Source organism: Embleya sp. NPDC056575 (genome assembly GCF_042793325.1).
GTDB lineage: Bacteria > Actinomycetota > Actinomycetes > Streptomycetales > Streptomycetaceae > Embleya.
In genome coordinates, this window is the sequence record NZ_JBHTVA010000008.1 from 149,113 (window position 1) to 168,214 (window position 19,102).

At 69.4% G+C, this 19,102-nt stretch carries 21 protein-coding genes; 9 read left to right on the forward strand and 12 right to left on the reverse strand.

From position 1 onward, the window contains the following. Positions 1 to 162: 162 nt before the first annotated feature. The 7 genes from ACFRCG_RS08510 to ACFRCG_RS08540 form a co-directional block, all read right to left on the reverse strand. A complete protein-coding gene (locus tag ACFRCG_RS08510; protein ID WP_380030033.1) occupies positions 163 to 468 on the reverse strand; it encodes a hypothetical protein in 306 nt (101 codons plus the stop codon). A gap of 44 nt (positions 469 to 512) precedes the next feature. After that, the gene (locus tag ACFRCG_RS08515; RefSeq protein WP_380030034.1) at positions 513 to 1,388 is read right to left on the reverse strand and encodes a type II secretion system F family protein; all 876 of its coding nucleotides are present in this window, start codon (positions 1,386 to 1,388) and stop codon (positions 513 to 515) included. After that, entirely contained in the window at positions 1,385 to 2,356 is a 972-nt protein-coding gene (locus ACFRCG_RS08520; RefSeq protein ID WP_380030035.1) for a type II secretion system F family protein, read from the reverse strand. The genes ACFRCG_RS08515 and ACFRCG_RS08520 overlap by 4 nt, the downstream gene beginning before the upstream one ends. A 4-nt stretch (positions 2,357 to 2,360) precedes the next feature. Continuing rightward, on the reverse strand, positions 2,361 to 4,268 hold the full coding sequence (locus ACFRCG_RS08525) for an ATPase, T2SS/T4P/T4SS family (protein WP_380030036.1): 1,908 nt from the start codon (positions 4,266 to 4,268) through the stop codon (positions 2,361 to 2,363). Next, the gene (locus ACFRCG_RS08530) at positions 4,258 to 5,250 is read right to left on the reverse strand and encodes a hypothetical protein (RefSeq protein WP_380030037.1); all 993 of its coding nucleotides are present in this window, start codon (positions 5,248 to 5,250) and stop codon (positions 4,258 to 4,260) included. The genes ACFRCG_RS08525 and ACFRCG_RS08530 overlap by 11 nt, the downstream gene beginning before the upstream one ends. Then, positions 5,247 to 5,999: an SAF domain-containing protein gene (locus tag ACFRCG_RS08535; RefSeq protein ID WP_379996694.1), complete on the reverse strand. Its 753-nt coding sequence runs from the start codon at positions 5,997 to 5,999 to the stop codon at positions 5,247 to 5,249. Before ACFRCG_RS08535 ends, ACFRCG_RS08530 begins: the two co-directional genes overlap by 4 nt. A gap of 519 nt (positions 6,000 to 6,518) precedes the next feature. Then, positions 6,519 to 7,808, reverse strand: a complete 1,290-nt coding sequence (locus ACFRCG_RS08540; protein WP_380030039.1) for a cytochrome P450 — start codon at positions 7,806 to 7,808, stop codon at positions 6,519 to 6,521. A gap of 233 nt (positions 7,809 to 8,041) precedes the next feature. On the opposite strand from ACFRCG_RS08540, the gene ACFRCG_RS08545 reads away from it, so the two are divergent. The 5 genes from ACFRCG_RS08545 (at position 8,042) to ACFRCG_RS08565 (ending at position 10,336) form a co-directional block, all read left to right on the forward strand. Continuing rightward, on the forward strand, positions 8,042 to 8,347 hold the full coding sequence (locus ACFRCG_RS08545; protein ID WP_380030040.1) for a hypothetical protein: 306 nt from the start codon (positions 8,042 to 8,044) through the stop codon (positions 8,345 to 8,347). Positions 8,348 to 8,660: 313 nt separating this feature from the next. Further along, positions 8,661 to 9,170 (forward strand): SigE family RNA polymerase sigma factor, encoded by a 510-nt coding sequence (locus ACFRCG_RS08550; protein WP_380030041.1) that lies wholly within the window; start codon positions 8,661 to 8,663, stop codon positions 9,168 to 9,170. A gap of 8 nt (positions 9,171 to 9,178) precedes the next feature. Then, the gene (locus ACFRCG_RS08555; protein ID WP_380030042.1) at positions 9,179 to 9,646 is read left to right on the forward strand and encodes a hypothetical protein; all 468 of its coding nucleotides are present in this window, start codon (positions 9,179 to 9,181) and stop codon (positions 9,644 to 9,646) included. A gap of 157 nt (positions 9,647 to 9,803) precedes the next feature. Then, positions 9,804 to 10,094: a hypothetical protein gene (locus tag ACFRCG_RS08560; protein WP_126639535.1), complete on the forward strand. Its 291-nt coding sequence runs from the start codon at positions 9,804 to 9,806 to the stop codon at positions 10,092 to 10,094. Next, positions 10,091 to 10,336 carry a hypothetical protein gene (locus ACFRCG_RS08565; RefSeq protein ID WP_078974732.1) on the forward strand — a complete coding sequence of 82 codons (246 nt, stop codon included), beginning with the start codon at positions 10,091 to 10,093 and terminating at the stop codon, positions 10,334 to 10,336. The genes ACFRCG_RS08560 and ACFRCG_RS08565 overlap by 4 nt, the downstream gene beginning before the upstream one ends. Here ACFRCG_RS08565 and ACFRCG_RS08570 read toward each other — a convergent pair. Then, positions 10,305 to 10,604 (reverse strand): hypothetical protein, encoded by a 300-nt coding sequence (locus ACFRCG_RS08570; protein ID WP_379996684.1) that lies wholly within the window; start codon positions 10,602 to 10,604, stop codon positions 10,305 to 10,307. The genes ACFRCG_RS08565 and ACFRCG_RS08570 overlap by 32 nt on opposite strands. 519 nt (positions 10,605 to 11,123) lie before the next feature. On the opposite strand from ACFRCG_RS08570, the gene ACFRCG_RS08575 reads away from it, so the two are divergent. Together ACFRCG_RS08575 and ACFRCG_RS08580 are read left to right on the forward strand one after the other, a co-directional pair. Next, entirely contained in the window at positions 11,124 to 11,684 is a 561-nt protein-coding gene (locus tag ACFRCG_RS08575) for a restriction endonuclease (protein ID WP_380030043.1), read from the forward strand. Between the two features lie 217 nt (positions 11,685 to 11,901). Then, a complete protein-coding gene (locus ACFRCG_RS08580; protein ID WP_380030044.1) occupies positions 11,902 to 12,987 on the forward strand; it encodes a hypothetical protein in 1,086 nt (361 codons plus the stop codon). A gap of 1,009 nt (positions 12,988 to 13,996) precedes the next feature. Here ACFRCG_RS08580 and ACFRCG_RS08585 read toward each other — a convergent pair. Together ACFRCG_RS08585 and ACFRCG_RS08590 are read right to left on the reverse strand one after the other, a co-directional pair. Further along, positions 13,997 to 14,593: a pentapeptide repeat-containing protein gene (locus ACFRCG_RS08585; protein WP_380030045.1), complete on the reverse strand. Its 597-nt coding sequence runs from the start codon at positions 14,591 to 14,593 to the stop codon at positions 13,997 to 13,999. A gap of 56 nt (positions 14,594 to 14,649) precedes the next feature. Further along, the gene (locus tag ACFRCG_RS08590) at positions 14,650 to 15,237 is read right to left on the reverse strand and encodes a TetR/AcrR family transcriptional regulator (RefSeq protein WP_380030046.1); all 588 of its coding nucleotides are present in this window, start codon (positions 15,235 to 15,237) and stop codon (positions 14,650 to 14,652) included. A 93-nt stretch (positions 15,238 to 15,330) separates the two neighbouring features. Between ACFRCG_RS08590 and ACFRCG_RS08595 the strand changes: the two genes are divergently transcribed. Then, positions 15,331 to 16,557: an FAD-dependent oxidoreductase gene (locus tag ACFRCG_RS08595; RefSeq protein WP_380030047.1), complete on the forward strand. Its 1,227-nt coding sequence runs from the start codon at positions 15,331 to 15,333 to the stop codon at positions 16,555 to 16,557. A 37-nt stretch (positions 16,558 to 16,594) separates the two neighbouring features. Here the strand turns inward: ACFRCG_RS08595 and ACFRCG_RS08600 are convergent, their stop codons facing one another. Continuing rightward, positions 16,595 to 17,032 carry a hypothetical protein gene (locus ACFRCG_RS08600; protein ID WP_380030049.1) on the reverse strand — a complete coding sequence of 146 codons (438 nt, stop codon included), beginning with the start codon at positions 17,030 to 17,032 and terminating at the stop codon, positions 16,595 to 16,597. Positions 17,033 to 17,195: 163 nt separating this feature from the next. Between ACFRCG_RS08600 and ACFRCG_RS08605 the strand changes: the two genes are divergently transcribed. Beyond that, positions 17,196 to 17,936: a maleylpyruvate isomerase family mycothiol-dependent enzyme gene (locus ACFRCG_RS08605; protein ID WP_380030051.1), complete on the forward strand. Its 741-nt coding sequence runs from the start codon at positions 17,196 to 17,198 to the stop codon at positions 17,934 to 17,936. A gap of 403 nt (positions 17,937 to 18,339) precedes the next feature. Here the strand turns inward: ACFRCG_RS08605 and ACFRCG_RS08610 are convergent, their stop codons facing one another. Then, positions 18,340 to 19,086, reverse strand: a complete 747-nt coding sequence (locus ACFRCG_RS08610) for a hypothetical protein (protein ID WP_380030052.1) — start codon at positions 19,084 to 19,086, stop codon at positions 18,340 to 18,342. Positions 19,087 to 19,102: the final 16 nt, after the last annotated feature.

The following is a 19,102-nucleotide window of genomic DNA, read 5'->3' on the forward strand; positions in this document are numbered from 1 at the left end:
ACTTGAAAACCCAAAAAACCCCCGTGTTTCAACCCCGTTAAAATGACCCCCTCCCAACTGTACTTGCGCCCGCTCCCCCCCCCCCCGGCCTGGCGCAGGCGGCGTCGGATCGCGGCGATGGGTCGGCTTCTTCGCATGTCGGTCACGGAGGAACGGGCCGTGCTACTGGTCGTTCTGCGGAGCCGGCGGCACGTACTTGTCGTCGGATTTCTTCAGGCCGTCCTGGTACTTCTTGTACATCGTGTAGATCACCGCCGCGATGCTGACCGCGGCCACCATCAACACCGCGACGATGATCGCCGTCTCGATGCTCACCGCGCCGTGGTCGCGCTCCTTGCGCAGTCGCCGATAGCGGTCCACCAGACCGCCGGTGACGACCAACACGAAGGCGACCGGAGCCGGGGCGACTCTGTGCACGGCGGTCTCGACACGATCGAGCAACGCTGGGGACGAGGAACCGGTTGACATTGCCTGTACTCCTTCCGGAGAACGGCTCGGAATCCGAAGGTCGTTCATACCGAAAACATCCGGGAAATTGCCGGGAATCCGAGCAGGATTCCCATGATCACCACGAGCATCGTCCCCGGAACGGTGAGCCGTTCCGAGTCCGCGTTCGCCTTTTCGTGTTCGTTCGCGAGCAGTTCCACACGCAGCGACTGGGAGCGGGCGCGCAACGTGCCGTACACGGCCGCGCCCTCGGTCCCGGCCATCTCGATGATGTCGGCCACGTCGGCCAGTTCGGGCAGGTCCAGGTCCTTGGCCAGGTCGCGCAGTCCGTCCCAGGGGTCGGCGCTGCCCACGCGGGCCCGCGCCAACGCGTCCTGGATCCGGGTGAAGGCCCACCCATCCCCCACGGCCGCGGCCCGTTCCAACGCCTCCGCCGGGCCGGCGTCGCCCGCCCGGCCCAGCGCCACCAGGTCCAGGTAGGCGGCGGCCGCGTGTTGGAACTCGATCCGGGCGGACTTGGCCTGGTCGCGCAACGCGTAGTCGGGGATGAACCACATCCCCGCCGCCACCGCCAGGGACAGGAACAGCGGTACGTAGAACGCGATCCCGATCCCGGCCGCGGTCAACACCGCCGAGAGCATCGCGGGCAGCAGGAGCCCGAGCAGGGCCAGCAGCGCCTTGGTGCGCACGAACTGTGCGACGGTCTCGCCGACCAGGTCGAGTTCGCGGTGCGGCACCCGGAAGCCCGGGACGTGCCGGACCATGGCGACCAGTCGGTCGTCGTATTTGCTGCCCGTCTGCTCCGTGCGCCGCTTCGGCCTCCCGGACAGGCGGTGCAGCGCGTTGCCCAGGTCCGGGGGCGCCGGCCACAACTCGCGCACCAGTACGGCCACTCCGGCGCCGAGCACACACCCGCTGACGATCACCATCGGTGGGATCACGACCACTCACCCCGCAATACGGGCGCGGTGTGCACACCCTGCTCCTGCTGCACGTCCACCGCCCTGGCCGCCTTGACCACGCTGCGCGGATCCGCCACCAGGAAGCGGGGCTTGACCCGATCGGCGGCCAGCGAACGCATCCAGACCAGGGTGCCGACGTAGGCGATCGCCATCAGCAGCAGGACCATCTGTCCGAGTGCGGTGCCGTACGGCGCGGCGTAGTCGCGGTTGATCACCACGACCAGGGAGGTGACCCCCAGGGTGATGTAGGTGATCCAGCGCACGGCCATCCGCGCGCCGGCGCGGTCCGCCTCGATCGCCCGGCGCTGGCGCACCTCTTCGCGCACGGTCGTGGCGAGGTCCTTGAGCGCCATCGCCAGGCCCGGCCCGCGGTCCGAGGAGCGCAGGATCAGCGCCGCAGCGATCTTGTCCGCCGTGGCGTCGCCCAGATCGGCCGCGAACGCCCGCAGCGCCTCCTCGGGGCGCCACCGGGACTGCAATCGGCTGACCAGGTCGCCGACTTCCTCGACGATCGGCTCCGGGCAGGTGGCTCGCGAGGTGAGGATCGCGTTCTCCAGTCCGGCGCCCAGTTCGATCAGGTCGGCGATCCGTCGGGTCCACTCGGCGAGCGCGTCCAGGCGCTTGATCACGCTGTGGTCGCTCCTGGTGGGCGCGAGCAGCCAGGGCAGCCCGGAGAACCCGGCGATCACCAGGAGCCCGGCGCCCAGGAATCCGGTGAACAACCAGACCAGCGCGGCCACCACGACACCGACGGACAGGCGGATCCGGCGGGCGGTGCGCTGGCGGGCCGTCACCGGCCCGGACCGCATCCGGCGGATCGCCGACTCCACGCGGCCCGGCGGCTTGGGGGTCGGGTCGTCGTAGGTGCCGACGAGCCCGACGATCAGCCCGATCACACCGCCGACCAGCAGGCATCCGCACACCGCGACCAACAACGCGTCACCCATACGATCACCCGGCCTGGTGCAGCTTGAGCCGCAACGGGCGCCAGCCGTGCGGTTCGTCCAGCAGATGCGGACTGAACCCGGCCCGGATCAGATCCGGCATGTCCGAGGGGTACATCCGGGCCGTGGCGCGCGGATCGTCGGCGGTCGGCGCGAAGATCGTGTTCACGGCCGGGCGGCGGTGTTCGCCCATCCCGGTCACCTCCAGGACGTGCGAGACGAAACGATGCCGTTTGCCGCCGATGGCCGTCTCGTCGATCATCCGCACGAAGACGACGTAGTCGACGGCGTTGGAGGCGAGCCGGTAGGCCAGTTCGGGACTCATGTGCGCGCCGTACTCCAGGCAGAGTTCGGCGATCCGGTCGAAGATCATGTCCGGCTCGCGCACGTGCAGCGTGCACATGGAGCCGCCCTCGCCGTTGGTCATCACGCGCAACATCGGCACGATCTCGCTGGAGCGCACCTCGCCGACGATCATCCGCGACAACGACATGCGCAGCGCGGAGGGGATCAGTTCGCCGATGGTCAACTCGCCCGCCGACTTGCCGTCGATGCCGCGTTCGCCGTTGCCTTCGCGAGCCTCGATCGCCACCACCTGGCGCAGATGACCCAACTCGTGCAGGAACAGCTCCAGTTCGGTCTCGAAGGTGCCGATCCGCTCGTCCCGGGGGATCTCGTGGGACAACGCGCGCAGCAGCGAGGTCTTGCCGACACCCTGGGTGCCGCAGATGATCAGGTTCTTCTTCGCCCGGACCAGCGAGCCGAGAAAGGCGGCCAACGTGCGGTCCAGGGTGCCGAGTCCGATCAGCTCGGCGAGACGCACGTCGCGCACGCGGTGCCGGCGGATGGTCACGTAGGTGTGCGGGGTGACCTCGGTGATCGCCTGGAGCCGGGAGCCGTCCGGGAGCCGCAGGGCCAGGGTGGGCTGCGCGGTGGACAGGGTGCGCTCGCCGCTGCCGTGCCGGCGGGCCAGGTCGCGCAACAACTCGCGGAGTTCGTCGTCGGAGGCGGTGAGCGGGGGCACCTGGACGCGGGGGCGGTCCGCGTAGTCGACCCAGACCGTGTCGTAGCCGTTGACGAGGATGTTCTCCACGGCCGGGTCGGTCAGGTACGGCTCCAACGGCCCGGCGCGGAACAGCCAGTCCCACACCGCGCGTGCCATCGCGCGGTCCTCGGCGGGCGTGGTGGAGATGCCGCGCTCGCGGGCGGTGATGTCCGCCCATTCCGCGACCACCTGGGCGACGATCGCGCGACCGCGCTGCTCCCGGTCGCCGGTGGTCATGCCGGGCGCCGACTTGTCGAACTCGTGCAGCTGTTCGGCCGCCCGGTCCTTCAGGATCCGCACCACGGCCGGGTCCACGACCGGTTCCCCGGACGGGTTGCGGGGCGGCTTGGGGGCGGCGGTGATCGGGGTGTGCGGGCCGGTGCCGGCGGGGGCGGGCGCGGCGGACGGGCGGCGGCTGACCGTGCCGACTCCGTTGGCGCTCACGCTCGCGGTCGGCGGCACGGTGAACATGCCGTCGCGCGAACCGGCGGGGCGGGCGGCGCCGTTGACGTGCCCGTTCACGCCGGGCACGACGTGCGGCGGGGCCGGCACGGCGGTCGGCGCGGACATCGCGGTGGGCGGAAGGGGCGTGCCGTTGGCGGGAGTCGGTGGCGGAACGTGGCCCACGGCGGGCGTGAGCGAGCCCGCGCCGGCCGACCAGGTGTGCTCCGGGCCGCTCGCGGGATCGGCGCCGGCCCGCTGGAAGCCCTCCGGCCAGGTGCGCAGCGGGGGCGGCGCGTAGAACACGTCCTCCGTCTCGGGGCGCCCCGGGACGACGTGTATCTGCGGATGGCCGCCGGTCTCGGCGGGGGGTGGGGGTTCCGGTTTGTTGTGCGGATCCGGGTGCAGGGGTCGGGCGTTATCGAACATGGCCGGCCTCCTCGCCGGCCGGGCGGTGCGCCGGTTCGGCCTCGGCGGGTGACTCGAAGTGGGGCTCGGGTGGCGACTCCGGGCGGGGCTCGGTGTCGGATCGGCGGATGTACGCCGCCGCCTGGGCCCAGCCGTCGCTCGGCGCCGGCGCCTCCGGGCCGGCGGGCAACTGCCCGCCGGACGTGGGGCGTGGAGCCAGCCGCATGCGTCGTTGTGCGGCCAGGTTGATCGCCGCGTCCGCGGCGGTCCGCGCGGCCCGCATATACCTCGAACGCAGGAAACGTTTTCCGGTGTCGCCCTCGCCGTCGGACAACACCCGCGCGCGTTCCGGGTCGAACGGCACCAGACCGAGTACGGGCGCCTCGAGGTGTTTGCCGATCTCCTGCCGGGAGTAGCGTCCCTGTTCGATCACCACCAGGGCGATCGAGTCGGATCCGGTCCCGTGCGTGTCGAGGTCGTTGCGCAGCGCGGCCAGTCGGGGCTGGGCCTGGGCGAGCGAGGGCAACGTGCCGCGGACGACCGGCAGTACCAGGTCGGCGCGGCGCGCGACGATCGCCGAGGCGCCCGTGGTGCCGCGCCGGCCGAGGTCGACGATCACATCGTGCGGAATCTGCTGATTGCCCAGCCCGGCGGCGAGCTGCGAGATCGGATCCCACGTGTAGGCCAGTCCCGAGGCCTGGGTGGGGTCCACCAGGCCCGGCAGCAGCAGGCGTTCGCGGCGGCCGTCGGACAGGTCGACGAGTTGCCGGAAGAAGGCGTCGACGAGATTTCCCTGACGGTGTGCCACGCCCAGCTGGTGCAGGCCGTATTCGGCCGAAACCCGACCCTGGAGCGCGCCCGCGAGGATCGAACCCCCGTCCGGATCGGCCTCGATCAGGATCACCCGGCGGCCGGCGGGCAGCGGCCAGGTGAGCAGGAGTGCGAGCGCGGTCGAGGTGGCACCGGGCGCGCCCGTGCCGCCGGTGACCGCGACGACGGTCATGGGGTGCCTCCGGCCTTGCCCGGCGCGGGGTTGGGCGCCGCGTCCGCGTTCCCGGTGTTGAGCACCACGATGGAGAACCGACCGTCGACCACCTGCAGGGCGAGCGTGGGGCCGTCCTTGGCGGGCACGGCCACGTCCAGGACGGCCTTGCCGGAACCGGAGTTCGGGTCGGCGGCACTGGCTCGGATCACGGTGGCCGCGATGGTGACGGGCTGCGCCGGCACGGCGTTGGCCCCGGCGGGCGCGGCAACCGAGGTCACGACCAGGATCCGGGTGCCCGGGGTGACCCGCTGGACCGGCATCCTGGTGGCGTCCACGGCGATCGGGACCAGCGTCTCGCCGGGTTGGATCGCGATCTTCTCGGTGACCTGATCCGAGGTCAGCAGGGAGCCCGCGCGCAGCTCGACGGCGGCGCGTTTGCCCACGATGACGCCCTTGGAGCCGGATCCGATCGGGCGCAGACCGGGCGCGTCGTTGATCTCCACGACCCGCAGGTCCTCGGCGGCGATCGTCTGGCCGTAGGGCACCGTGCGGGCCACGGCGAGCACCGGCACCCGTTTGTCGCCCATTTGATAGAACGCCGCCGAGCCCAGTCCGCCCGCCGCGATCAGCGCGACCGAGAGCGCGATGAGCGCGGGCCGCCGGCGTCTGGCGCCGAGGCTGCGCGTGGGCGTGACCGGCATCGCGCCGGCGGTCGCGCCCGGTGTCGCGACGCCGTTGCCCGATGGCCGTTCCGTAGCTGCCTTCACCACCGGCTCCGCCCCCTTGCTCTGCCGGGTCCACCCAGGTTCCGCGCGGACCGTGATCCACTTCGGAGCTACCGCTCGTATCTTCCACCACACACACTGTCAGGTGAATGGTGAACGGCTCGAAAACCGCCGCCGAAGTTGATCATTCGATGCATTCCGCGACGTCGACGCACCCCGTCAACCAGCACGATCGCGGACGCCATGTGACGAACCCGACCCCACCCAAGATCACGGGCAAGCATCTCGTTCCGGACACCGAACGGGCCCCACGATGGTCCCGAAACGAGCCCCGCCGCAAGCACTTTCGGGCAATTGTTGGCCGGCCGGGTTCGGACCGCACCGCGCGCGCCCGAACGTGATATCGCACGGCCGAGCCGACGCCGCGCACGGTACTCGATCCGATGTACGAGGAACTCGCGCGCACCGTGGGCCAATCCGGCAAAACGGCGGATGTGTCGTCATGTCGACGCGGTGACGATCGGGTGTCGTGGCGGCGAAGCCCGTACCCGTCGGCGGAGTTCACACCCGTCGGCGGAGCGCCCGCACCGGCAGGTGTCCGGGACGCGGGAGCGCGCTCGTCCTCGGCCGGGACGGCTTGCCGGGTACCGGCTCCAGATGCCATCGCGCGCACACCACCGCCACGGTGGTCACGATCTGGGCCAGGAACAGGTGTTCGCCGACGCACCGGTGCACGCCCGCGCCGAAAGGCATGTACACGCCGCGCGCACGCCCCCGGAAGCCGGGCTCCGCCCAGCGGTCCGGATCGAAGCGCTCGGGGTCGGGGAACAGGTCCGGGTCCCGGTGCAGCGCGTGATGGCTGTACAACACGTCGCCGCCATTCGGGATGTGATGCCCCATCACGTCGACATCGCGATTGGCCCGACGCACCACCAGCCAGGGCGCGTACAGCCGAAGCGTCTCGTCGACAACACTCCTTGTATATACGAGGGCGCCCAGGTTCTCCGCGGTCGGCGGGCCGCCGGCCAATACCTCGTGCAACTCGGCGTGCAGCCGCTCGCGGACGTCCTCGTTGCGGCCGATCTCGTGAAAGACCCACGAGAGGGTGGCGTTGGTGTTGTCGTTGCCGGCGATCAGCATCGACACCACCTCGTCGCGCACCGCCTCCGGCGGCATGTCCATCCCGACGAACTCGCCGAGCAGCCCCTCCCCCGAACCCGCGTCCACCGCTGCGGCGATCGTGTCGCGCAACCGGGCGCCGGTCTCGGCGAAGCGCCGGTTGCCGGGAGTGGGCAACCGCCGCGCCCACTCGGGCAACACCGTGCGGGTGAACACCTCCTGGATGAACGCCGGCAACGAGCGCCGCACTTCGGCGACGGCGGCGTCCGCGGCCGGGTCCTCGCCGAAGATCAGCCGACCGAGTGTGGCCAGGCCGAGTTCGCTCATCTCCCGATCGAGCGCGAGCGTGGATCCGGGCAACCACTGCGCGCTCGCGTCCTCGGCCTGCCGCCGGATCACATCCACGTACCCGCCGATCCGGGACCGCTGGAAGGCGGGCTGCACGGTACGCCGCCGGGCCCGATGCAGCGGACCGTCGGAGGCGGCCAGCCCGTCGCCGATGTGCAGCCGCGCCTGCTTGAAGAACCCGTCCCGCTCGACGGTGTCCGCGTGTTCGACCAGCACGCGGCGCACGAGCGCGGGATCGTTGAGGACGTACAACTCCTTCGGCCCGACCCGGATCCGCACGATCGGCCCGTGCGCCCGCAACGAGGACACGAAGTCCCAGCGCCCGCGCAACAACGCCGGGGTATGACCGAGCAACGGCACTGCGCCCGGGGCGATCGGAACCACGCGGCAACTCCTCGACGGGGATGGGGGCGAGACGACGCGGTCCCCGAAGCGGCCGGGGCCCGCGGCCGGCATCCGCGCCGTGCGCCGGTTCGGGAGTGGTCCCGGGCCGGTGCGTCGACGTGTTCCGCGGCGGGCTCGAGCGTATTCGCCGCTTGCCGCCCCCGCTTCACGGCCTCGCGTCCGGCTCGCGCCCCGTGCGCGGGAGCACAGCCGTCTCGGGCCCCCGTCGGCCCGTGGCCGGCTTCGGATCCACGCGCGCGTTCCGCTCCAGGTCCGACTTCCTGGCCACGTACGGCTTCCCCGGCGTGACCACCGTGGGCCGGCCCGTGACCGCACGCGGCCTGGGCATCGTGTGCGTCGCGGTCGGGTCCGCGCTCGGGTCGACCACCGAGGTCACCGAGGCGGGTACCGACTTCGGCTCCCCGGCGCCCGAGGCGGACGCGATGCCGACCCAGGACCCCACCGCGATCCCGACGGTGGCGAACACGGCGGCGACCGGCCCCACCAGACTCATCGCCTGCCCGGGCGGCCGGTTTTGACGATTCGTCATGTGCGTACCCCTTCACTGGACAGTCGGACATTCGGACCTTCCACAAGAGAAATACGCCCGCCGACCAAGCCACGTTGCACCGCCGACCCACGCCGCCCACGTGCCGAACATCTCCGAACCGCCGTGCAACCCGGGGCCGCCGGCGCGCGTATCCCCTGTGACAGACCCCTCGACATGCGGGCAAACGCACGCCTCGGCACCGGCCGGGCGCTCTCGAGCCATGCCCGAGGGGGACCCGGTGAGGAGGAGATCACGGTGCGCGATTCCCGCGACCACCCCCTGGCAACTCCGCTGCCGCCCGCGTGAGGGGGGCAGCCCGTGAACGGGAGTTCCGCGAGTACGCCGAGGCCCGCCAGGCCCAGCTGCGTCGATCCGCGTACCTGCTGTGCGGCGACTGGTACGAGGCGCAGGACCTCACCCAGACCACACTGATGAAGATGTACACGGCGTGGGGCAGGCTGAACCGCGACGGGAATGTGGACGCGTACGCCCGCGTGGTGCTCACCCGCACGTACATCGACCAGCACCGCAAGGGCCGTTGGCGCGAGGAGCCGGTGGACGAACTCCCGCAGCGGCCGAGCGAGGAGTCCTCCTCGCCGGACCTGCGGATGACCCTCCAGGCGGCGCTGCTCCGGCTGCCGCCTCGCTATCGGGCCGTGCTCGTGCTGCGCTTCTGGGAGGACTGGAGCGTCGAACAGACGGCGGAGGCCCTGCGGATCAGTACCGGCACGGTCAAGAGCCAGAGTGCGCGCGGCCTGAACCGGCTGCGCGAACTCGTCGGCGAGCAGATGTGGGAGCTGTCCGAACGGTGAGGCCGACCATGAACGATCGCGACCTGTTCGCGCTGATGCTCGATCAGCCCGAACCCGACTTCCCGAGCGTGGTGGACGCGGCCGTGGCGGGTGGCAAGCGGATTCGCCGGCGCCGCCGCGTGGCGGCCCTCGGCGCCGGGGTGGGCGTACTGGCGATCGCCGGCGCGGGGCTGTTCCTGGCGCCGTCGCAGCAGGCAACCGTGCGGCCGGCGACCGACGTTCGGCCCGCGGCGACGACGGGGGGCGCGGAGACGGTCCGGCCGAGCCCCGCCGTGGACGCGCCGGCCTCCGCCGAACCCGCGTCCGCGACACCGGAGTCCGCCGGCGATCGGCCGACGGCCCAGGCGCAGACGCGACAGGAGCAGACCCCTCCGGGGACGCAGCCGAGGAGCAACGGGCGCGCGACCCCGCCGACCACCACGCTCGAAGACGAGCGCAAGGCCAAGTGCTTGGCCGTCAGGGAGGTCAAATGCTAGTGAATGGCCGGAAATTGAGGGATTGTCACCTATCGATGCGGATCGCCGTCCACCGAACGCGGATTGTCATCCGCTGATCACGTCGAAGCCCCCCGCACCCGCGCTCGGCCCCTAATCTGATCCCGGATCATTCGTCCGGAGTGAGGAGAGGGCCGGCGTGAACAGCACTGACCCGTGGACCGTGGATCGCATCGCGCATGCGCTCCCACACCCCGAAGCCCGCCACGAATTCCTGCGCCTGGTGAATCTGACGCCGATCGGCGATCTGCCGGGCCTACTGGCCCGCTACGTACAGGCGGCGGAGGAACTGATCGCCGGCCTGCCGCACGCACGCGCCCTCGCGGCACAGGTTCGGGCCACGGGCCTGGACCCGGACCTCGACGAGGTGGACGAGGAAATCGTCCGCAAGTGGATCTCCCGCGGCCGAGCGCAAAGCAGCGCCGCGTGACGTGGCGCCCGAGGATCGGCATCGAGCACCAAGAGGTCATCGACCGCTTCCCCGAAACCACGCTCAACCACTGGGGAATGCTGCTGTACAAACTGGTCTGCGACCCGTACACGGCCACCGTCCGCTACGGCGAGGACGACCGAATCGTCCGCACCGCAGCGGCGGGGCCCCTGATCGTGGTGGTACTGCTCAACGAAGGGACGACAACCGTCACCGTGCTGCAGGTCGTGCACCTGGGTTGACCTTGTGGTGCTTCCCGCCACCCGGTACGCAGTAGTGGTCGGCCACCTCACCCATCACGCCGTCGTGTCGCTGCCGGTGAACCTTCGGCTCACCGGTGCGACCGACGTGGTTGCCGCGCTTGGCCTGCTTGACCTCGGGGTCGAGGACGCGACACACCTTGCGCACCTGCGGATGCTGACCGGGAATCGCATACGCGGAGGCCACGCCCGCGAAGGCGAGCCCGAAACATGCCACAACCATGATCGCTGTCTTACGGATCCTGCTCATTCGGCAGAAGATAGCGGAGCCGGCCCCGCCACACTAACCACATCCCAGATCCACTTCCCGCCCCCCAGACCCCAAAGCCCCCACCCCCACCGCCCCAAAGCAACCAACAGCCCGCCAGGCGAGCGGGCGAGCGGGCGAGCGGGCGAGCGGGCGAGCGGGCGAGCGGGCGAGCGGGCGAGCGGGCGAGCGGGGTCCCCGTGTCAAGGGCTCCATGCCTCGCAACCATCCGCTCCCCGCATCCCGCACCTGACACCTCGACCTCGCATCCCGCACCTCACCCCCCCGCGCCCCCGCCACATCACCCACACGGCCCCACCCCCACACACCCCGCCACCGCCACACCCAAACGCCACCCCACAACCCCAACACCCGCACCCACAAGGGCGATCCCACCGCATCGACCCCCACCCCCGGCTCGCCCTCCCACCACATCCACCATCCAGTCGGGTGGTTGACCGCCCACCCCTCCGCCTAAGCTGCCGCCCGCTCCGCCGTCGGCCGCCCACGGAGGGACCCCACATGCCCCGAATCCGCACCCGCGCCAAGTTCCGCGGCTGGGCCATAGCCCCGCTGGCCGCAGTCCCGGCCATCGCGCTGCACGACCTCTTCGACTCCCTCGGCATCAACGGCGTCGACGCCTGGCTGGCCGCCTCCGCCGCCCTGGCCCTCCTGTGCGCGACCGTCCACCTCGCCACATCAACCCTGAACCAACGCCCGGACCCCCCGGACGACCACGACTTCGAGCTCCAGATCGCCGACCTCTGCCGCCGCGACGGCCTCCTCGCAGTCCAGGTAGCCCCCGACGCCAACGTCAAGGCCTACCTCCCCAACGGCAGCCTCGTCCTCATCCGCTGCGCCCCCATCACCCACGAGGCCCGCCCCCTGGACCTCCACGCCTTCATCGGCACGGCCCACCACAACCACCAGGCCGACATCCCGGTCTTCATCACCCGCCACGGATTCACCACCGAGGCCCGCCGATTCGCCCACCACCACGGCATCGTCCTACTCGACCAGTCCCGCCTATACCAATGGCAACAGGGCTACGGCCTGACCACTCTGGTCACCACAACCCCATAACCCCACCCGCCATCTCCCCGGGAACACCCCCGCCACCAGCCCGAATCCCCCCGGAGCCACCCCCACCCAACAACCCCGGCTCCACCCTGGCCAAGTGGCCGAATCCCGCTACCCGCAGTGATCTCCCGAAGACGCTTACGACCCACCCGATCAAGTGCAATGATGCTTCGGCAGATCAATAGCGCACCGAACTCCGAAGATCGCACCTGCTGCGGGGGTGGCAGTTTTGGCCCGATCCACCAACACCCAACTCCCGGCAACCCTGCTGGCAGCCCTGGCCACTCTCACCCTCCTGACCACCGCAGGTTGCTCATCGGATAAAAAGTCGAAAGAGCCCAAAATCGGTCAAGCGGCACCCAAAACGGCAGCCGCTCCGCTCCCGACACCGTCTCAAAGCACCGCAGCGGCGGGCCCGCCGATCAGCGAGGCCGATGCCACAAACACTTCGCAGGCATACTTCGATGCCAGCAAAAAAGCCCGAGCAGCACGCGATATTCATTCAATCTCGGAAATCGAGGCAGGAGCCCTACTCGAGGTATCCACCGCTCGCCTCGAGCGCATTTTGAAGTATGGCGACAATATCGGCAATGACGAGGATTTGGCCGCGAATAGCAATATACACGTCGCCTCACCCCAGGGGGCTCCCAGCGGTGACGACCGGTGGCTCCTGTCCCTGGGTCGCCAAACCATCGGAAAGCAGTCTCGTGGATCCCTCGGAGTCCTGCAACAGGACAAAGGGACCGGGCCCTGGAAAATGTCATTTCTCGCATTCACAGAGGTCGGCAAGGATTTCCCTACCGTCACGCAAATAGCGACGGTTGACAACAAAGAAAGCGCAGCATCCGCGAACATCTACTACGGTCAGGAGATCTGCCGAGATTTCGCCAACTTTTTGGACGGAGGTCCGACCACAACCAATTGGGGACCCAGGGCAAAAGCAGTCATTCAAGAAGACCGCAACAACAAAAGGGACACAGAAGGACTGGCGAAGGGCGGATCGGTCACCTTCAAGACCGAGATCCGCGACAGTGAAAAATCGCCGGCCTGGAAGACATCAGACGGCGGCAAATTGGTCATGTGCACCACGCGATCATCCTCAAACCTCACGGCCGGTTCATCCCCGATATCCGTCACCAATAGCCAGAGTTTTCAGAACCTGAACGGCCGCACCACCAAATGGAAAACACTAAACGTAGTCAATGTCGGCATGACAGTATTCAAGATCCCGCCATCTCCGGATTCCCCGATCGATATCGTCGCGGACTCCGTTCGGGCACTCTCGAGCGACGGCACGCCCGCCTGATATCCATCCCCACCGCCATGTGAAGATGCCCGCCAGGGAGGACTCATGAATAGATCGAAAGTTCTACGAAGTGTCGCCTTGGCCTGCACAGCCGGATCCATTGGCGCCTTCTTCCTTCTCCCACCGGCTTCTGCGGGCGTGACGAATTGCGGCGACCTCATCATCTGCATCGAAGTACCCGGCCCGGGAGGAAGCAGCGGCGGGACCGGTGGCGGCGGAGGTGCGGGAGGTGGTAGCGCGACAGGCGGCAGCGGGGGTGCCGAACCCGGCTTCACCCAAGGCAACGGAGAACACACTGCCGTTGGGGCCACGGCTGCCGGTGGCGGCGGAGGCCCCGCTCCCCAACTCCCTGCCCCTACAGACGCTCAAGTCGCGACCCTCGCCATGGCCCAGCTCGAGCTTCGCAAGCCCAAGGTCTTCATGACCCCGGAACCCGGAAAGATGGGTCTCGTAGGACTCCCGGTTTGGCTATGGATCGATGCATCCGATCCGCACCGATGGTCACCGGACGGAATCTCCAAGACGGTAACCGAACGAGGCGTAACCGTTACGGCCATCGCTCGATCAAAGTACGTTCTGTGGTCCATGGGCGACGGGTCCGTCGTGAAGTGCCTGACTCCGGGCACACCGTACGACCCATCCTCCCCGAGTACTTCCTCACCCGACTGCGGCTACGTGTATAAAACTACATCGGCAAATCAGCCGAAAAGTCGTTTTACAGTCACCGCAACCGTTCACTGGGAAGCAAGCTATGTAGGGGCCGATGGCATACCTATTTCGCTCCCGGCCATGGAAGGGCAGACGGAAACAACCGCCCGCGTGGGTGAACTTCAAGTCATCAACTAGCGGCTCGAGATTCATATGCGATGCCCGCGAGGACATTGAACGGTGGTTCGGGCCGACGCGACACGGAAGGTCTCCCAGGCAAGGTCCACCTCGGCACTGACCGGAGGCGTGAGCGCTCGAATGTCTCTGCGCTCACGCCTTTTCAACGTAGCGCCCATGTGGCTCAGGTGACAATCCAGCCTGTGGTTTTGGCTATTGTGGTGGCTTGGGTTGGGGTGATTTGGGCGGCCTGGAAGTCGACTGTTCTGGGGTCCAGGGTGGATAGGTCGCTGCCTCGTAGGTCGGCGTTTTTGAGGGTTGCGCCGTGCAGGGTCGCGCCGGATAGGTCGCAGGCGGTTATCACGGCCTTTTGCAGGCGGGCGGCGGTCAGGTCGGCCTCGCGCATGCGGACGCCGGTGAAGGTTGCCTGGGTCAGGTCGGCTCCCGGTAGGCCGACGAACGACCAGTCTCCGCCCGTTACTTCGAACACCGTGTAGGTGCACCGGCGGAACGTGCTGCCGACCAGTTTGCAGTCGACGAACCTGGCGTCGAAGAACGTGCAGCCCTTGAATGTGCAGTTCGTGAATGCCGCTCCCGTGTGCCGCGACGCGTTGAATCGCACGCCCGCGAACGTGCACTCGTCGAACACCGCGCCCTCGTTGACGACCTCGGTCCAGTCCGTGTCCAGGAACGAACAGCGCGTGTATTTCGCGGTGTCCGTCAGCTCCCTCCCGTACCAGTCCTCGTCGCGGATCACGAGTGCCTCGTCGGGAATGGCCATCTCTCCATTGAACACGCCGCCCCCGACATCCGCCCGCCCCGTCGTCTCGGGCCCGCTCAGTCCGGTGAGGCGATGCCCGCGACCATCCCCTGCGCCAGTGCTCGGGCCGCGGGGCCCGTGGCCTGCCCGGCCTGTCCGGTGACCAGGGTATAGAGGGCGCCGGCGAAGAGCGTGATCAGCGTGGCGACGTCCGCGCGCGACGTGTGCAGGCCGAGGGCGCGGTGCTGGGCCAGGGTGAAGTCCACGGCCTCCGTCTGCATGTGGTCCAGCGTGCGCTGGAGTTCGGGGCGGCGGGTGGCCTCGAGGGTCAGTTCGTACACGGCCAGATAGCGCGCCCGATGCATCGTGGCCGAGAACTCCAGCGACATCGCGATCAAGTCGACCAGGCCGCCCCGGTCGATCGGGCCGGCCACCGTCTCGTGCGCGGCGGTCATGTCGGCGCGGTGCAGTTCCAGGACGCGCTCCGCCGCGGCGCCCAGCAGGACGTCGCGGCTGCGGAAGTAGTTCGACGTGGTGCCCGCCGGCAGCCCCGCCGCCTCGTCCACCGCGCGGTGGCTGAAGCCGTGTACGCCGGCCCGGGCCAAGACCTCGATCGCGCCGTCCGCGATGGCGCGCCGACGGGCGCTGTTGGGGGGTGGTGCCATGCACGGAGATTATCAAGGCTGTGATAGTACTATTCGAGTAGTGGCATCCTGGGTCTCCGGTCGATCCACCGCACCCACACACGAGGGGGCACCATGCGAATACTGGTCATCGGCGCGGGCATCGGCGGACTCGCGGCGGCGCGCGCCCTGCGTACGGACGGACACGACGTCACGGTCCACGAACGTGCGTCGGCACTGCGCACCTCCGGCTCGGCACTCACCCTCTGGAGCAACGGCACCGGCATCCTCGCCGACCTCGGCGTCCCCACCGAAGGTCTCGGCGCACCCATCGACCTGCTCGAACAACGCGACTACGACGGACGCGTCCTGATGCGGATCGACGTCTCGCTCGCCGCCACCCGCTACGGCCACCCCCACCTCGCGATGCCCCGCCGCGACCTGATCCGCCGCTTGGCCGAAGCCCTGCCCACGCCCCGAACCGGAGCCAAAACCGGAACCCGAACCGAAGCCGAGACCAACAACGCGAACGCGACGACGACCACCCCGATCGCCTTCGACCAGACCTGCACCGCGATCACCCAAACCCCCGACCACGCCCAGGCGACCTTCGCCGACGGCAGCACCGAAACCGCCGACCTGATCATCGGCGCCGACGGCGCCCGCTCCGTCGTCCGCCGGCACGTATGGGGCTCCGACCCCACCACCGCGACCGGCTGGGTCACCTGGCAGGGGCTCACCCCGGTCGACATCGACGTGGTCCACGAGCGCCGCGGCCTGATGATCGTCGGCCCCGAGGGCATGTGCGGCCTGATGCCCGCCGGCAACGGCCTGCTCCAGTGGTGGTTCGACCTCCGCCGCGACCCGTCCGAACCGCCGCCCACTTCGCCGATCGCCGCGCTGCGCCAACGTTTTGGGCACTGGGCCGCGCCGGTCCCCCACGTGTTGGCGGCGGTCACGGACGCGGACGTCGAGTACTTCGCCCACCGCCGGCACAAGGTCCCGCGCACCTGGAGCCTCGGCCGGGCCACCCTCCTCGGCGACGCCGCGCACACGATGCCGCCGACCGTCGCGCAGGGCGGCAACCAGGCCCTGGAGGACGCCTGGGCCCTGGCCCGCGCCCTGCGTCGCACCGCCGACATCCCCGAGGCCCTTGCCGACTACCGGAGTTCCCGCGCCCGCCGCGCCTCCCTGACCGCCCGCCGCGCCGGCTCGGAGACGACGAACAAGTACCTGCCGACCCTGTCCCGCCTGACCCCCGACGCCCTGATCAGCCGCTACCACACCCGCTGGCTACGGCAGATCAGCACCTACCTGTCGGACGGCCCGACCCCGCTCGACGCCGTATCCGTATCCGCGTAGCGCGTGCGCGACGCCGCGACCACGAACACCCCGCCCGCTACCCCCCGTCCACCACCGCGAACCGAAATCCCAGCGCGTTCAAAAAGGCCCGCAGGAGCTCGTCCGGCGTCCCCTCCGCGCGCAACGTGGTGTCCAACGCCGCCTCGTCCGGGGTGAGTCCGGCCTCGCGCGCCCAACCGACGGCGCGCGGCAACACCCGCTCCGGCGGCGGCCCGAGTTCCGGATCCAACGCGTACGACCTGGCCGCACGCGGCGCCAGCGCGCAATGCCATACGCCGCCCCCACCCGGACTCTGCGCGTCGATCATGGCGAAGTGGCCGGACACCACGTCGGCCGTCAACACCGGCGCGTCCGTATCCGCCATCAACGTCGGCCCCGGATCCAACCCCGACGCCAACAGCAGAACCTGCCAGTCGCCGTCGCGAGCCGACCACCGCGGTTCGCCGCCGGCCTGCTGGACGGCCGGCAATTCCAACAGGGGCCACGCCGATCGGGCGACGACATATACACCGAAGTTACCCATCATCCCCCAGCATAGGACGCACCGACGACCCATCGCCGCGATTCCCCCCGGGCGACCGATTGCCCGCGGCCCATGAGCCTGTACCCCCGCCGATCCCCCGTGGGAACGTGGCCCAATGGACATTGCCACGTACCTCGACATGCTGCGCGCCAACGGCGAAACGCTCGCCCGTTCGGCCGAACGGGCCGGCCTCGACGCGGAAGTGCCGTCCTGCCCCGACTGGCGGGTACGCGATCTCCTCGAACACCTTGGCGGCGTGCACCGGTGGGCCGCGTACATCGTGGAATCCGGCAGCGTCGAGCGGCCGAGCCGGGAGGACACCACCGAGCTGTTCCGCGCCCCCACCGACCGGGACCTCTTCGAGTGGTACCGAAGCACCCACGCCGACCTGGTGAAGACACTCGGCACGGCGGCCCCCGACGCCCCGGGGTGGACCTTCTTCGAGGCACCGTCCACGGTCCTGTTCTGGACCCGACGCCAGGCGCACGAGACGGCCGTTCATCGCGTCGACGCGGAACTCGCGGCCGGTCTGCCCTCCGCCGTGCCCACGGACTTCGCCGCGGACGGAATCGACGAACTGCTGTGCGGATTCCTCGCCCACGCCCGGAACAAGGCGGTCACCGACCCGCCGCTGAGCATCGCGATCACCCCGGACGACGCCTCGGCCGCCTGGACCATGCGGCTCGGCACCGCCGATCGACGCGTCGTACGCGCCGCCGAACCCGCCGACCTCACGGTCTCCGGCCCGGCCGAAAGGCTGTATCTGCTGCTGTGGAACCGGGCCGACACCACCGGCTGCCGCCTCGATGGCGACCCCGAAGTCCTCACCCGCTGGCGCGAATCGACCAAACTCTGAGTCCGAACAAAAGGGTGGGCCTCCGCGGGGCTAGCCTGCCCGCGGAGGCCCGCTGTGCCGCCCTATCGGGCACGCCGGCACGTTTAAGGACCGGGGTCGTCTTGAAAGTCGTCGCGTTCTACCTTTGAACTACCAGGCCACGAGCGGCCCGGGCTGGAGTCGAACCAGCAACCGACGACCGGAGCCCCGTCCGGTCGATCCGGCGATGGGCGGCGATGCTGAGTCTGGAGCAAGAGTCTGAGATTGATCGCGGGCTGCCTCTGCCGACTTGGGCCACCCCGGCTCGTGGTGCCGGGGGAAGGGTTCGAACCTCCACCGTTACCCGCGTTCGTCACGACAAGCTTCAGTTTCAGCTTGCGCTCCTCGCGCACCCCCGACCCTCCGGTCGGGGGATTCTCGAAGCCTACTCGCCCCGGCCGTTGCCGAGGAGGTAGGCGAAGACCGCGTCGCCGATCCGGTGGTCGGTCACTTCCGCGCCGTTGGCTTCCTCGCGCGCGAACTTGACCGCCCGCTGCAGCTTTTCGACCCGCTCGACGAGTTCGTTCACGCGCCGGGCGGGCAGCGCGCCCGAGAACTTCACGGTGGTCCAGTAGCCGGCGGCGATGTCCTCGAAGTACATCTCGACCTGGGCCGGGTGGTGTTCCGTCGCCTCGGCCTTGACGTGGTTGCGCGGGACCTTCTTGGTCCGCACGGTACGCACCGGCTCGGTGCGCCAAGAGTCCGTGGAGGGGTCGAGCGTCCACGTCTCGGCGGCGTCCAGGATCGGCAGCTTGCGCACGAAGGTGTGCACGTCGACCAGTTGCTTCTCCAGGAAGAGCAGGTACGACACCGGGACGTCGCGCAGCAACGGCGTGCCGTCCACGACCACGTCGGCGCGCGCCTCGCAGTTGGCCCAGTCCTTGGTCGCGGTCACGTCGAAGAGCCGGGTCAGCGTGCCGGTGACCGAACGCAGCACTTCCTCACCCTTGACCTGCACCCGGGTCGACTCGGGCGGCAGTTGCTCGCCCTCCTCGTCCTTGGGTTGGTAGGTGCGCGAGATACCCGACAACAACGCGCCCTTCTGGACCCGCTGGTGAGCGTCCGTCAATTCCTGGAAGGACTTGGTCTTGACGCCCTTCTCGACCGCGATGATCTGGTTCAATTTCGCCACGCCGCGACGCTAGCAG